The sequence below is a fragment of the Mucilaginibacter gossypii genome (assembly GCF_017569325.2).
In the GTDB taxonomy this organism is placed as follows: Bacteria; Bacteroidota; Bacteroidia; order Sphingobacteriales; family Sphingobacteriaceae; genus Mucilaginibacter; species Mucilaginibacter gossypii.
Genome location: NZ_CP071878.2, coordinates 6,424,196 through 6,438,583, shown reverse-complemented (window position 1 = coordinate 6,438,583; position 14,388 = coordinate 6,424,196). Strand labels below are relative to the sequence as shown.

At 42.4% G+C, this 14,388-nt stretch carries 9 protein-coding genes; 4 read left to right on the top strand and 5 right to left on the bottom strand.

Features of this window, described 5'->3' with window-relative positions:
- Positions 1-9 precede the first annotated feature (9 nt).
- From J3L18_RS27625 to J3L18_RS27615, 3 genes are read right to left on the bottom strand one after another with little or no spacing between them, the layout of a single operon-like run.
- Complete coding sequence (locus J3L18_RS27625) at positions 10-915, bottom strand: DUF1735 domain-containing protein (RefSeq protein ID WP_112656100.1); 906 nt, start codon at positions 913-915, stop codon at positions 10-12.
- Positions 916-932: 17 nt separating this feature from the next.
- Positions 933-2,390, bottom strand: coding sequence for a SusD/RagB family nutrient-binding outer membrane lipoprotein (locus J3L18_RS27620; RefSeq protein WP_091167231.1), 1,458 nt, complete (start codon positions 2,388-2,390; stop codon positions 933-935).
- Positions 2,391-2,410: 20 nt separating this feature from the next.
- Positions 2,411-5,554, bottom strand: a complete 3,144-nt coding sequence (locus tag J3L18_RS27615) for a SusC/RagA family TonB-linked outer membrane protein (protein ID WP_208102371.1) — start codon at positions 5,552-5,554, stop codon at positions 2,411-2,413.
- Between the two features lie 228 nt (positions 5,555-5,782).
- On the opposite strand from J3L18_RS27615, the gene J3L18_RS27610 reads away from it, so the two are divergent.
- The 4 genes from J3L18_RS27610 to J3L18_RS27595 all read left to right on the top strand — a co-directional run bounded on the left by J3L18_RS27610 (position 5,783) and on the right by J3L18_RS27595 (position 10,811).
- On the top strand, positions 5,783-6,115 hold the full coding sequence (locus tag J3L18_RS27610; protein ID WP_090532189.1) for a PadR family transcriptional regulator: 333 nt from the start codon (positions 5,783-5,785) through the stop codon (positions 6,113-6,115).
- A 25-nt stretch (positions 6,116-6,140) separates the two neighbouring features.
- Positions 6,141-7,826, top strand: a complete 1,686-nt coding sequence (locus J3L18_RS27605; RefSeq protein WP_129567910.1) for a PspC domain-containing protein — start codon at positions 6,141-6,143, stop codon at positions 7,824-7,826.
- Between the two features lie 12 nt (positions 7,827-7,838).
- Positions 7,839-8,060, top strand: a complete 222-nt coding sequence (locus J3L18_RS27600; RefSeq protein ID WP_129567909.1) for a hypothetical protein — start codon at positions 7,839-7,841, stop codon at positions 8,058-8,060.
- 303 nt (positions 8,061-8,363) lie between these two features.
- The gene (locus tag J3L18_RS27595) at positions 8,364-10,811 is read left to right on the top strand and encodes an outer membrane beta-barrel family protein (protein WP_129567908.1); all 2,448 of its coding nucleotides are present in this window, start codon (positions 8,364-8,366) and stop codon (positions 10,809-10,811) included.
- A 134-nt stretch (positions 10,812-10,945) separates the two neighbouring features.
- Here J3L18_RS27595 and J3L18_RS27590 read toward each other — a convergent pair whose 3' ends face one another.
- Together J3L18_RS27590 and J3L18_RS27585 are read right to left on the bottom strand one after the other, a co-directional pair.
- Positions 10,946-13,453, bottom strand: a complete 2,508-nt coding sequence (locus tag J3L18_RS27590; RefSeq protein ID WP_129567907.1) for a M14 metallopeptidase family protein — start codon at positions 13,451-13,453, stop codon at positions 10,946-10,948.
- A 76-nt stretch (positions 13,454-13,529) separates the two neighbouring features.
- Positions 13,530-14,288 (bottom strand): IS5 family transposase, encoded by a 759-nt coding sequence (locus J3L18_RS27585; RefSeq protein WP_129571991.1) that lies wholly within the window; start codon positions 14,286-14,288, stop codon positions 13,530-13,532.
- Positions 14,289-14,388 lie beyond the last annotated feature (100 nt).

Sequence of the window (14,388 nt, the reverse complement as noted above, 5' to 3'; positions counted from 1 at the left end):
TAAATAATTTTATTTATAGTAAGTATCCTGAAGCGATCTATCTGTTCCGTTATCATTATTATGAACCTTAAACTTGAAAATAAATTTCTGAGCTATAGGATCAACAGATACTATTTCGGCAGGCGAACTGATCGATATTTTTGCTCCGGCCAAAGTTCCATCAGCCAAAGCAGCTGCGTCATCAGCATTTATCGCTACTGCGAAGTTAGAATAAGTACCCGCATTCTGCGTAAATGTAACTTCATAGCGTAATCCCAGGTATCCTGAAGCAACTTCAAATTGAGTTGGAGTAACCGGAGACAAAGTGGCCGACTGTCCTTTGGAATCAGTTGTTGGAGTTCCTGTGCCTGAACTGTTATTGTAACGTAAATAATCCCATTTATAAACGCCGGCAAAGTGGTTACCAATTACGTGATAATAATGGATACCGAAGTTACCGCTGATAGTAGTTCCTGAAGCATCTTTTATTACAATTGGAAGCATGTAACTTAAAGACGGATCTAACTTATTTTTATAAATAGTAACCGAAACAATTTTTGTGCGGGTACCTTTTGCTATAGTTACAGAGACATCGGTAAACACAAAAGCGTTTGCAGGCATAGCTACATAAGAAACGCTGTTATCAATTTTCGCGTAAGCTGCAATAACCGAGTTATCAACTGCCAAAGTTACTTTCGTATCAGTTGTTGGGATTGACGGCGACGCAATATTAACTGCAAACTGCCTAACAATAGTATCGCCCGCTTCGGTGAACGCATCTTTACTAAAATTTGTCAAACCGCTTATCGGTAATTCGGCAATAGGTTTTGATGCCCCAAAGTCTACGTACCTGTCATCTTTAAGGCACGAGCTAAGTAATGTTACACCCGCCAACAGGATAAGGCCCGTTAGCTTCGAATATATAAACTTTTTCATATCTATCTCGTTTTAAATTATTTAGCCCAGAAAATCTTTGATTTGAATGGGTCAATGGTTCCTTCTTTACCTACGTTATCGGCGTTTTGCTGATACTCAGAAGTTGGATAAAACACCCTGGTTGGTAAACCTGTACCAATTGCTTTTGAATCAATTGATCTTGGTACAGCAGGGTAGCCTGTTCTCCTGATCTCGTTATAAGCTTCAAGGCTTCCGTAACCGGTTAATGAAATCCATTTTTGAGTAATGATAGCCTGAAGTTTATTAGTGCTCGCGGCCCAGCTTACATTAGCAATTGGCTGATTGTAGTAAGTTTTGGCATCATCCGCACTAAGGCCTAAAGCAACAAACGATGCTGTTATACCGCTTTCGTACAGAGTTTGCGCGTTACCTGTAATAGTTCCATTCAATACAGCTTCAGCCTGAAGAAAGTATGACTCGGCCGATGACATCATGATACCATCCTGTGTAGCTGATTTCAACAAGCCCGGGCCGATGGCGCTTGTACCCGCATTCGGAACAGCAGAATCATCGCCAAATATGATACCAACACGTTTGATTTTCTTTGGATCATTGGCTATCGCAGCATAAAACGCCCTGGCCCTTAATGTATCATTAGTGGCTGTTAAGATACCTAATTCGTATGCATTAGCACGGTAGTACGCGTTGTTACCGGTTGGGTTACCGTTTTGATCAAAACCAAAACTTCTCCAGAAAGGGCTTTGCTGACCACCTACCGCGTCGCTATTGGCATAACCAGGTTGAGTAGCGGCTTTCACACTTGCGTTAAGATAGTTAGCATCACCCGAAGCTGGTAATGTAGCAGTTAGTTTACCGCGAACAGCCAAACGTAATTTTAAAGTGTTGGCAAACAATTTCCATTTAGCCATATCGCCCTTAAATACGATATCTGAAATATCAGGGTTGGTAGCTGAAGCGTTACCGTCAATTAATGCGATAGCTGCATCGATTTGTTTAATCAGGTCGGCATAAATATCAGCTCCTTTATCATATTTGGGGAACAGCGTTTTTGACGAGTTAAATGCCTCTGTGTAAGGAACATTGTTATAATTATCAACCAGCTGTTCAAAATCATACGCTTTCATGATTTTGGCAATCGCCCTGAATTTTGCAAATGAAGCATCAGCAGAAATAGTTTCCAGCGTGTTAAAGTTGGTTAAGTTTGCATATAGCGGGGCAAATACCTGATAGTTATCCGTAGTGAACTGGTATTGCTGCAATTGCGGGCTCGGCACGTAGTTACCGCTTGGTGATAACTGACCTGCCCAAACGCCGTAGTGAGGGTAATTGATATTAACGATATCCGACGCTACTTTAAGTGCACCGGCCAACGTAAATTGCGGAGTGGTGACCGACGGCGTATTCGGGTTCACCGAAAGTTCTAAGAAGTCTTTCTTACAACCGGATAAACCGATGGTAACCAGACCTACCATTATATAAAAATATTTTTTCATCTCTTTATTTTTTAAACTAATTAAAACGTTACGTGAAGATCAGCACCGTAAACACGGGTTGCGGGCGTTTGCGAAGCACTGTTTGTACCAACATCGTTACCAACAGAGTTACTGAACTCAGGATCGCCCCAAGGGTTGCTTTTCGGAGTCCATAACGCCAGGTTACGACCGGTTAATGCAAAGCTTAAACCTTTGATGAATCCTGTTGTACGGATAAATTTAGTTAAGTCAAAATTAAGTGCGATTTCACGGATTTTCCAGAATGCAGCGCTCGATACCCTTGGGCCGTTTGCGGTGTTATAAGCAGAACTTTGCCAGAAACCATAGTTACCATCGGCAACAGTGACATTGGTATTTGGAGTGTAAACACCCGGCGAAGTTTGGATAACCGAATTAGGATACACAAAACGTGAACGGCCTGCTTCGGTTGAAATTTGTGATGAACCACCAAAGTTTAAGGTTGAACCAACACCGTTGTAGATGATGTAACCGCCGCGGAACTCACCAACACCCGATAAAGTTACGATATCGTAACTAACCTGGGCATTAACACCAAGGATGTATTTAGGCGTTGTACGGCCAAAGTTTCTTTGAGTAGGATCAACCGATGGCAAACCGGTAGTACCGCTTACAATTACACGGCCCTGAGGATCACGCAACAGATCTGAACCTTTGTAAACCGGGAAAGGCTGCCCCACCACTGCAAAAACGTTGTTATTAATTTGTAACGAGTTGATACCTGGCAATAACGATATAACTTTCGAATCGTTAATTGATAAGTTACCACCTAAACGTAAACCAACTTTGTTTTTAGCTTTGGTTAACACATCGGCGGTTAATTCAAATTCACCACCCTTTGACTCAATTTCACCAGCATTCAATAAAACTTGCTGATAACCTGTAGCCGCAGAGGTACTAACTTTAAGGGTTTGATTTTTACTATTTTGTTTGTAATATGTGGCTTTTGCACTAACGCGGCCGTCAAAGAATGAAGCCTCAGCACCAAACTCAATCTCGTTGATCGACTCTGGTTTCAAACCGTAGTTATAGTGAATTGAACCTGCAGTTAAAGCACCTAACGAACCATAAGGGAAACCAGAGGTAACGCTGTAGGTATCAGTTAAGTTGTAAGGATCAATTGAGATGTTACCCACGCGGCTAACCTCGCCGTATAATTTTAAGTAGCTTAAAACTTTGTTATTTTTCAGGAAGTCGAGAGCATCAGTGGGGATGAACGACACTTTACCTGATGGATAGTAAAACGACCTGTTTGCAGTACTTAAACGAGAATCACGCTCATTCCTTACGGTACCTTCAAGGAACAGATAATTTTTGTAGCTTAAGTTTAAAGCCGCATAATATGCAACCTGGCGAATTTTTTGCTCACCCTCTGAAGCTGAGGCAATGCCACCGATTGTGTTAATATTATAAAAGTCTTTGATCAACAGGTTATTGCTACCTGTGCTCATCGCTTTACGGTATTTTTGAGTAATGGTATTACCTAAAAGTAAGTTAACACCAAGGTCGTTATTGAAAAATTTATGATGGATAGTCACTATCGCATCTCCTTGTAACCTCGCATAGCCATCGCCATTGGCGGTACCGTCACCATATTGGTAGTAATCATTTACCTGGCCCGGGGCTTTACCTGTAGTAAAGGTACTTTGTACACTACCTGCACCCAGCGGATCGCTGATGCTGTAAGGCGTAAAGTTTACCTCGCGGCGGGTGTATTTCTCCTGGTCGATACCAAAGTTATGTGAAACCCTGTAGTTCAGATCAACCCATTTGTTCACGGTGTATGACAAGGTTAAGTTTGACAAGAACACATCCCTTTGTTTGTTGATCCTTGAATTGTCAGTGATCCAGTATGGGTTGATGGCGTAAGCATCATAAAAATCGCTTGGATTTGAGAAGGTACCATTGTTTGAATCCCTGAAATCTTTAATATTCAGGAATGATGGCCACTGGATAAGGTTGGTGAACAACAGCGAGCCATTGTAGCCTGTACCGTAAGTGCTGATATCTGTACGGGTGTATTCAACCGAGAAATCGGCTTTGAAGTTTCCGTAACTTTTAGCGCCACGCACACTCACCGACGTACGGTTGTTTTTATCGCTTGGCACTACACCTTTTTGGTAAGCGTTCTGAGCAGAGAAATAAAATGAGCTTTTGGAATCGCCCTGAGAGAAGCTAATGTTGTTTTGTTCAACAATACCTGTGTTGAAGAAAGCTTTGATAGGATTTTTTTTCTGAGCAGAGTATGGAACCATCAATACCGGACCATTAGGACCGCCTGCAGGGTAACCAACCTGCACCATGTGACCGTCATACAGCGGACCATATTGCTGGTTTTCATAAGGAGTGTACAGCGAGAAACCGGTGATAGGATCAACATAAGGAGCGCCTTCACCCCCGTAGATACCGTATTGGTTTTGTAGTTTAGGGAAATAACCAACGTCCTGAAGCTGGAACGAATTGCTGTAAGTAATTACAGGCTTGGCATCCGTACCTCTTTTAGTAGTGATGATCATCGCACCGTTTGCTGCCTCCGAACCATAAAGCGCGGCTGCACCGGCACCTTTAAGGATGTTAATGTCGGCGATGTCGTTCGGGTTGATTGATGATAATGATCCGCCCGGGATTGGCACACCATCAACAACGATAAGCGCGGTGTTGTTACCCAGGGCCGACCTGTTACCACGTAAGGTAATCCTCACCTGAGGATCGATACTGTTATCAATGGTTGATACCGCCAAACCGGCAACTTTTGCAGTTAAACCGTTAGCAACGTTAATAACGTTTGATTGGGTAAGTTCTTTACCACCAATTTTAGTTGATGAGTAACCGGTTTCTCTTGCCGCCTTTTTAATGCCCAAAGCACCAGTTACAACTACCTCTCCCAGCTGTTTAGCTGAGGGTTCAAGAACTGCATTAACAATTGATGAAGTTCCAACCGCCTTGTCAAGTGACGTGTAACCAACGAATGAAAATGTGAGCGTTGAATTTGCCGGAATACTGAGAGAGAATTTACCGGCTGCACTGGTTTGGGTACCTATGGTTGTACCCTTAATCTTTACTGTTACTCCCGGAATGGGTAGGCCGTCGTCTTTGGCCGTAACCGTACCAGTAACTGTACGGTTTTGCGCGAATACTTGCGTCATAGACAACACAAGTAAGCACAAACTTACGAGTAGAAGTTTTTTCATTTCGTTAATAATAAGATCAGTTAATAGTTAATTAATCATAAAAGTAATGTTACGTTATCAAAAAGTCAAGTAATTTCTTTTAAAACGTCATTTTTTTTTCAAAAAACCAAGTTTCAGCTAAAAGAATAATAATTATAGTACTATGTATTGCATAATACAATCTAAAACATATATCTTTGTATTATGATCGTCGAAAACACCCAAACCCAAATGAGGAAAGGCATACTGGAGTATTGCATCCTCTCCATCATAGCTAAGGGCGAAACATATGCATCAGACATAATTGCTGAACTTAAGAAAGCCCAACTGCTTGTAGTTGAGGGTACTCTGTATCCTCTTTTAACCCGTTTAAAAAATAACGGACTGCTCACCTATAACTGGGTAGAGTCAATTTCCGGGCCGCCCCGAAAGTACTATGTGCTCTCGGACGAAGGCCGGGCGGTACTTGAACAATTAGATAAAACCTGGCAGGAGCTGGTATTTGCTGTTCAAACAGCTATCGGCGATAGAAAATAGAAAAACCTACAAACTCACTACAATCATGAACAAAACAATTATCATAAATATAAACGGCATGGTTTTTCACATTGAAGAAGATGCCTACGAAGTGCTGAAGAATTATATGACGGATGTAAAGCGTCATTTTTCTACTTCGGCCGATAGCCTGGAGATCACAACCGACATTGAAAACCGCATTGCCGAAATGTTTAACGAGATCCTGGCACGAGACGCCAAACAAGTTATTGTTGAGACCGACGTTAAGGAAGTTACCGAACAAATGGGCAGCGTACAGGATTTTGAAACTGCCGAAACCGACGCCAAAGCTGCAGGTGGCAATCCGTTTGAGTACAATACCGAACGCCGCAGGCTTTTCCGCGACCCGGATGATCACCTCATCAGTGGTGTATGTGCTGGTATTGCCAATTATTTTGACATTAACCCGGCCTGGGTAAGGCTGGCCTTCGCTATCCTGGTACCTTTTGCCGCCATGGGCCTTATTATATATTTTATACTATGGATGGCTGTCCCAAAAGCCATTACCCGCGCCGACCGTATGGCTATGAAAGGCGAAAAGCAGGACTTGAAGGGTTTTAAAAAGAACTTTGAAGAAGAGTTGAGTACCGTACGTGAAAACCTTCAAAACTTTAAGCATGAAGCCAAACCGTTCATTTACCAGGTTCGCGATCTGATCAGCGATATCTTTGAACATCTTGGCGCCTTTTTAAGGGGTACGGGCAGTTTACTTGGCAAACTATTGGCTGCAGCTGTTTTATTGGCCTGCCTTGGCATGACCATAGCGCTAATCGTTTCGCTTGTCGCTTTATTTGCGGCTGGTAATATGGGCATCTACAACCTGTTTCCGTTCAACATAACTAATCACCAGGCCAATGGTATTTTCATGGCGAGCGGCTTTTTAGTACTAACTATACCTTTATTAGCCATTATTTTATCAACGATAGGCTTCTTGTTTAAAAAAGCTTCATTTAACCGTTCAATTGGTACTACCTTGTTATGTATCTGGTTAGCATCCCTGGGTGCGGTTTCATATTATGGCGTAAAAACGGCGGCCGGCTTCCGCGAGGGCGGTAAGTTTACGCAAACGATTAAACTTAAGCCAGCTACAAACAACACGTATTACCTGCAGCTGAACGACACTAAGTATTTAAGTAATGAAGACAGCACCCGCCTCAAAATAAATGAGCGCTTTAAAGGGATGATCATTTTAGATGATGATTTTAATGGCGATGATATGCCAAATCGCAACGTTACCATTGATATTGAAAAAAGCGATGTGCCGCAACCTGTGCTTATCGAAACCTTCAGCGCCCGCGGCAGCAATCTTGAGGAGGCCCTGATCAACGCCCGTAGCGCGGCCTATCGCTTTGAACAAAAAGATTCAGTTTTGAATTTTGACCGTCACCTGGAAATGCCTAAAGGCTTTTTATGGCGCGGGCAGGAACTACACCTTACCTTAAAGGTGCCGCTTAATGCTAAGATCATTATCGATCAAAAACTCGACCGCAACATCAACTTTAATATATATGAGTGCAAAAACGATGGCGACGGCATTACCACGGCCACTTATATCATGACTGCCAATGGGTTAGAATGTAAAGTTGACCCAATAAAGGCAGCTAAATTCAAAGCCGACAGTTTAAAAGCCCTCAGACAGGAACAGGATACTACACAGGTAAGTCCGGATACTGCAAAAGTGCAGGGCCAATAAAAACAACTTCCTATGAAAAGCATTTTTAAATATATAAGCCTGCTAATTTTTAGCGGGCTTATTATTCCTTTTTACTTTCTGTCGCAAACAGGAGGCAAATCGCTTTTAAACAACAGGATAAGCAATCCTGAAGCAAACATTCCCTGCCAAAATGAAATGCCAATTACCTTCAGGATTATTAAGGATATGGCAAAAAATTTAATGCCTGCATTAAAAAGTGAAAATAATCTGTAACCAACACCCCTGTTTTTGCATCTTACTATAAAAAGCAACACAATTACCATTTCCGGGTAATCCGGCAACATAAATTTAATAATCGTTAAAAAATGGCCTAAAAAGCCAGGTGGGATTGTTTTGCTAAAAATTTAAATCAAAAGCATGAATACTATGAAAACAATCGCCTATATCTCATAATTACTAAACCCTAAAAAACCGGAAAAAGCACCCCGGAAACTAAAAACACTTATTTACAAATTTTTAAAAAGGAGCAATCCTTTAACGGCATTGTATTGCCCTTACTTTTAAACCGAACTAAAAATGAAAGCTATCATACACAACATATTTTATACACTGCTGCTTGTTGCTATCAGCTGTAGTGTATCGTTTGCCCAGCAGGCTCCGCCTGCCGCCAAGGTATCAGGGGCCTTAGTTAACGAGCAGGGCAAACCACTTGATTATGCGACTGTAAGCCTTTTACGCGCCTCCGATTCAACTGTGGTTAAAGGAGCATTAAGTAACGATGCCGGTGTTTATGTTTTTGACAACATAAAAGCGGGCAACTATATTATTAAAGCCACTGTTGTTGGCTATCAAAAAGCTGTAAGCAAAAGCTTCACCGTGCCTGCAAATACACCGCATGTTACAGCTCCTGCTTTAAACCTGCACACGGGCAGCACCGAATTAAAGGCCGTTACCATCACCGCCACAAAACCCCTTATTGAGCGTAAAATAGACCGCACCGTAATGAACGTTGAAAACAGCGTACTTGCAGCCGGCAATACCGCCATGGAGATTTTAGAACGTGCACCGGGCGTTACTGTTGATAAGGACGATAACATCAGCCTGAAAGGTAAACAGGGCGTAACTGTCATGATCAATGACAAGCTAACCTATCTTACGGCAGCGCAGCTGGCTACTTTATTACGTTCAACTGATGGCAATACCATTAAATCTATTGAGATCATTACCAACCCATCGGCAAAATATGATGCGGCCGGCAATTCGGGCATCATTAATATTAAATTGAAAAAGAATACACAATCGGGCACAAACGGCAGTATTACCGTGGGCGGTGCCAAAAGCAAATACTGGCGCGATAACAGCAGCCTAAACCTTAATCACAAACAGGGCAATCTCAATGTGTTTACCTCATTAAGCCGGGGTGATAACAAACGCGGCCACGATATTGGCATTGACCGTATCATTACTGATTCGCTTGGCAATAAAACTTATTTCAACCAGAAATCAAACCTGCCAAGTATCAACCATTACAACAACTATCGTTTAGGTGCCGACTATGACCTAACCCCGAAACATACCATAGGTTTTGTGGTAAGCGGCTATTCAAACAGCGAAAAAGACTTGAATGATAACCGCACAATTATCGGCAAACAATTTGGCGTGCCCGATTCATCGTTGCGCACTACATCAGATATCAGGCAAACCTATAAAAACTTCGCCCTTAACCTTAACGACAGGCTTAAGCTTGATACCAGCGGCCAGGAGCTGAGCATTGATTTGGATTACTCTAAATTCAAAAACAACTCCAATGCCATGTACAATACCGATTATTTTTTACCTGATGGAAGTATACAGCATGAACCACAAATGCTGCGTAACCAAACACCTTCAACCATAAGCATCTACACCGGTAAAGCTGACTACACCAAACCGCTTACCAAAACCATCAAACTGGAAGCCGGGGTAAAATTCAGCAGTGTTAAAACCGATAATGACCTGCAAGCGCAGATCTTCAGCAACGGTGCTTATATTAATGATACTACACGTACCAACCGGTTTATTTACACCGAAAAAATTAATGCCGGGTATTTGAACCTGAATAAGCAATTCAAAAAATTCTCTGTACAATTAGGCTTACGTGCCGAACAAACCCGATCTACAGGTAACCTTATTGGTAGCACACCTGTTAAGAGAAGCTATTTAAATCTTTTCCCAAGCGTATTCATTAATCAAACCATTAATGATAAAAACGAAGTAAGCTTTTCATACAGCCGCCGTATCGACCGTCCGGGCTATGACGACCTGAACCCTTTTGTTTATTACCTTGACCCTTACACTTATTCGCAAGGTAACGCGTTCCTGAACCCGCAATACACTCAAAACTTTGAGCTTAATTATACTTATAATAAAACCATCAACGTAAGCCTCGGTTACAGCCATACTACCGATGCTATTACCGAGCTGATACTAACCGAAGGCAAGCGCTCATTTGAAACACATCAAAACCTGCAAACCCAAACCGGTTACAATGTCAACGTCAACACACCATTCACCATTACCAAATGGTGGGAGGGCAATGTTAACGCAACCGCGTTTTACCTGGGCTTTAAGTCGGATACCCTTGCCGGTCAAAAGTTTAACGATGGGCAATGGGCTTTCCAGGGTCGTACAACACAAACATTCAAGTTTGCAGGCTACCGCTTTGAAGTAACCGGCGATTACCAATCATCATTAACCTACGGCATTTACAAGATCAGGCCGCGCTACTCGGTAGATATGGGTGTCAGTAAATCATTCATGGAAAAGAAATTCAACATCAAAGCTTCATGCGATGACATCTTTAACATTCGCCGCAATGATTTGAGCAGCCAGGTGGTGAACAATAACTTTGTTATCAAACAAAAAAATGATACCCGGGTAATGCGCCTTACTTTTACTTATAACTTTGGTAACAGTTCCATCAAAATGCGTCAGCACCGCAGCGGCGCCGATGATGAAAAAGGAAGGGTAAAGGGGAATAATTAACCCCCCAGCCCCCTGAAGGGGGAGCCTTTGATTAGCATGGCTATAAGTTAAAAGTAAAGGGCTTGTTTCCAAAATGGAACAAGCCCTTTACTTTTAAAGCGATGTCGCTGCTCCCCCTTCAGGGGGCTGGGGGGTTACTGTCCCACCATAAACACGGCATTACTGAACAGCAGTTTACCATTTTCCCAGAAGCTGCGGAACAACGGGTCATCAACCATATAAACTACCGAACCACGCCCCATGGGTTGTACGCCAAGCAGCAAGCCGTTGTTGATCTTCTTTTTTGATTCGGCACCCACAAAGCCTGATACGTAACTATCCTTTTTTATAGTGCCTACGTTCCAGCCATCATCGCCAGAGAAAAGGTCATAGATATCATCATTCAACTTTAATGAATAGTAGTAATCCGGCAGACCAAAACCAAGCGGATGGGTATTGTCAAGGTTCAGTTTATAAATAGCGCCTGGAATAGACTCGCTAAGCGCTAACCGGTCGCGGTCTCCATATAACTTAACCGTTTTATCCTTGTCCTTTTCTTTGTCCTTATCTTCTTTTTTCTCTTCCCTATGCTTAATCAGGAAGCCTTTTTTATCAACCAGTAACGATACAGCATTATCCACGGCTATCAGCTTACCACCATCACGGATCCAGTTTTGCAATTTCTCTGAAGGGAAATCTTCATAACGGCCATCGGGGCAAATCACCACATCAAATTCGCCCAGTTTTGTGCGACTTAAGTCCTGATACCTTATTAAAGTAACCGGATATCCAATCTGCGCCTCAAACAAATGCCAAACTTCGCCCATAGCTTCCGAATTAACACCGTCGCCGGCAATCAATGCTATTTTAGGTTGATGGATAAACCTTACCGCATCCGAACCAATATCCGATCCTTTATCAACAAAGCCTGTTGAAATAGGAGTGATCTCCTGATTAAGTGCTGCAGCTGTTTGTGTAACCACCTGGTCAAAAGCAGCCAGGTCGTTGCCCGCGCGGGTAACAATTAATGAACCTGCTGTAAATTGCTTGCCCCCTGCTTCAAAAGGCTTCTCGGCATAACGCACTTTAATCTTCTTTTTTAGCAAAGCAGCCAAAAACTTCACATCATTAACCGATTGCCACGCCGATACATATGCGTAAGCATGTGTATTTACCAGAGGCTTAGGCTCGGCCACGCTCCATTCGGTACTGGCAGGTTTAAATGATTCCTTCAATCCGTAAGCTTTCAATCCATAAGCATACGGAAGCGACCATGCCGTGATATCATATGTATTAGAGTCCGGGATAAAGGTTTTGGGCTCCAAAAGCACATGCAGTAATACTGCTTTAGGCTGATAGGCATTAACTACCAGGTCGTTTGCGCCAACATTATATTGCTCCGTTTTTTGGGTAACATAGTTAAAGCCGGTAACGGTTTTATTAGCTAAGCCAAAACCATACTGGATGCCGTTGCGGCCCAGCATTTTTGCCAACGCGTTAATTTTATTATTGTTATCGTTTTTAATAACATAGGTTTTGTAATCGCCCGGGGGATTGGCCCGACTGTTGTCAAAAAATTTTTTATACTCATCCAAAAGCTTTTGAGTATTTAACGCGGCTATTTCAAGCGTGCTTAAACTTGTTGAGTGGTGATGGGCCACACGTTGCACCAAAGTAAGGGTATCACCGCTGCGGGTAACCACAGCCAAACCGGCACTGATACCACCTTGCTCATACGTCATGCCGATAGAGCCATTGTATAAAGGATAAGTATCGCCATATGAAGGGTAAAGCAGATCGAACTCGTATTTTGTAAAATACATCCAACCGTTCTGGTCAAAGTACTTGGCATTGTTTTTACCAATGGTGATCTGGAACTGGCGTTGCCATTGGGTAATATCTTTATGGTAAGGCTCGGCAGCAGGGGCAAAGTAATAGGGTGCGTTGTAACCCTGCTCATGGTAGTCAACATGAACCTGCGGCAGCCATTGGTTGTATAAGCCTACGCGGGCCTGGGTTTCTTTTTGCTGCTGCCAGGCCCAATCGCGGTTAAGGTCAAAATAAAAATGGTTTACCCTGCCACCCGGCCATGGTTCAACGTGCTCGCGCGATGTTGGGCTGGGATCTGGCGCAGCGCCAACTACCGAATTATAAAAATTAACATAGCGGTCGCGCCCATCGGGGTTTAAACATGGATCGATAACAACAACCATATTTTTAAGCCAGGCTTTAGTAGCAGCATTTGCCGGATCAACCATGTCAAACAAAGTCCACATCGAAGCTTCACTTGATGCAGGCTCGTTACCGTGTACATTATAACTTAGCCAGGTAACAACAGGCATGGCAGTGCTGCCGCCGCCGCTTTCAATCCCGGCCAGTTTAAGATTATTATGACGGACCTCTTCCAGTCTGCCAATATTCTCATCAGATGCAATGAACATCGCCAGTAAAGGCCGGCCCTCGTTGGTAGTACCAAACTGCTGTAGTTTTACATTTTTTGAAACCGACGCAACGTATCTAAAATATTCGGCGATACGATAATGTGGAGTAAAATGCTCACCCAGTTTATAACCCAGGAACTCCTGCGGCGATTGGATCTTTTGCGCAAAGGCCGGGCAAAAAAAACTCACAAATACAAAAAGGAGTAAATGTTTTTTTATCATAAATAAATAATAGATATATAGGAGAAAAGAGATAAGCTAATATGCAGAAAAATATTGGCAAATTGTTAGAAGCTGTTTAAAAACGGTTCAACATAATTCTTATGGCAGATAAATGAACGATGGCAGTACTTGTATTGTTAAAACGCTCATAATTCTTAGCGGCTCTTCTGTTAGTATCGATCCATGCAAATGTCCGTTCTACGATCCAGCGCTTTGGTAATACTTTAAAGATGTGTAATTCGCTTCTTTTTATTACCTCAAAAGCTATTTTGAATTTGTTTTTCACTTTATCGATTAGCGCGCCCCGGTAACCATTATCGGCAAATATTTTAATGATATTGTTCCATGTTTCAAATAGCTTAGCGATTACATCCATCGCTCCGTCCCTATCCTGAACCGAAGCACTTTGAATAACCACAGCAAGCACCATCCCAAGCGTATCAACAATAATGTGACGTTTGATCCCTTTTATTCTTTTTCCTGCGTCAAAACCCCTGCTTTCGCTGCTTACAAGTGTTGATTTGATAGATTGAGCATCAATTATACCAACCGTTGGTTGCTCGGTTTTCCCTTGCTTTAACCTCGTTTGCTGAACGAGGCTCTCCTGAATTACTTCAAAGATCTCCTGATTTTTCCATGTGTTAAAATAGTAATAAACCAGTTGCCAGGGTGCAAAATCCTTTGGTAGCATACGCCATTGACAGCCCGTTTTTACCAGGTAAAGAATACCATTTATGATTTCTCTCAGTTCATAACGACGGGTACGTTGTGTATCAAAGTATTTTGATATAAATTGCCATTGGCTATCGCTTAAGTTGCTTGGGTAATTTGTCATTCTAATTGGGTTTGTGGTTATTCACAATTAGTATTTATTCAAGCTATCAGCGATGGCCTTTTTATCAACTTTTCAACACATAACATTTTCTTTCACCCGT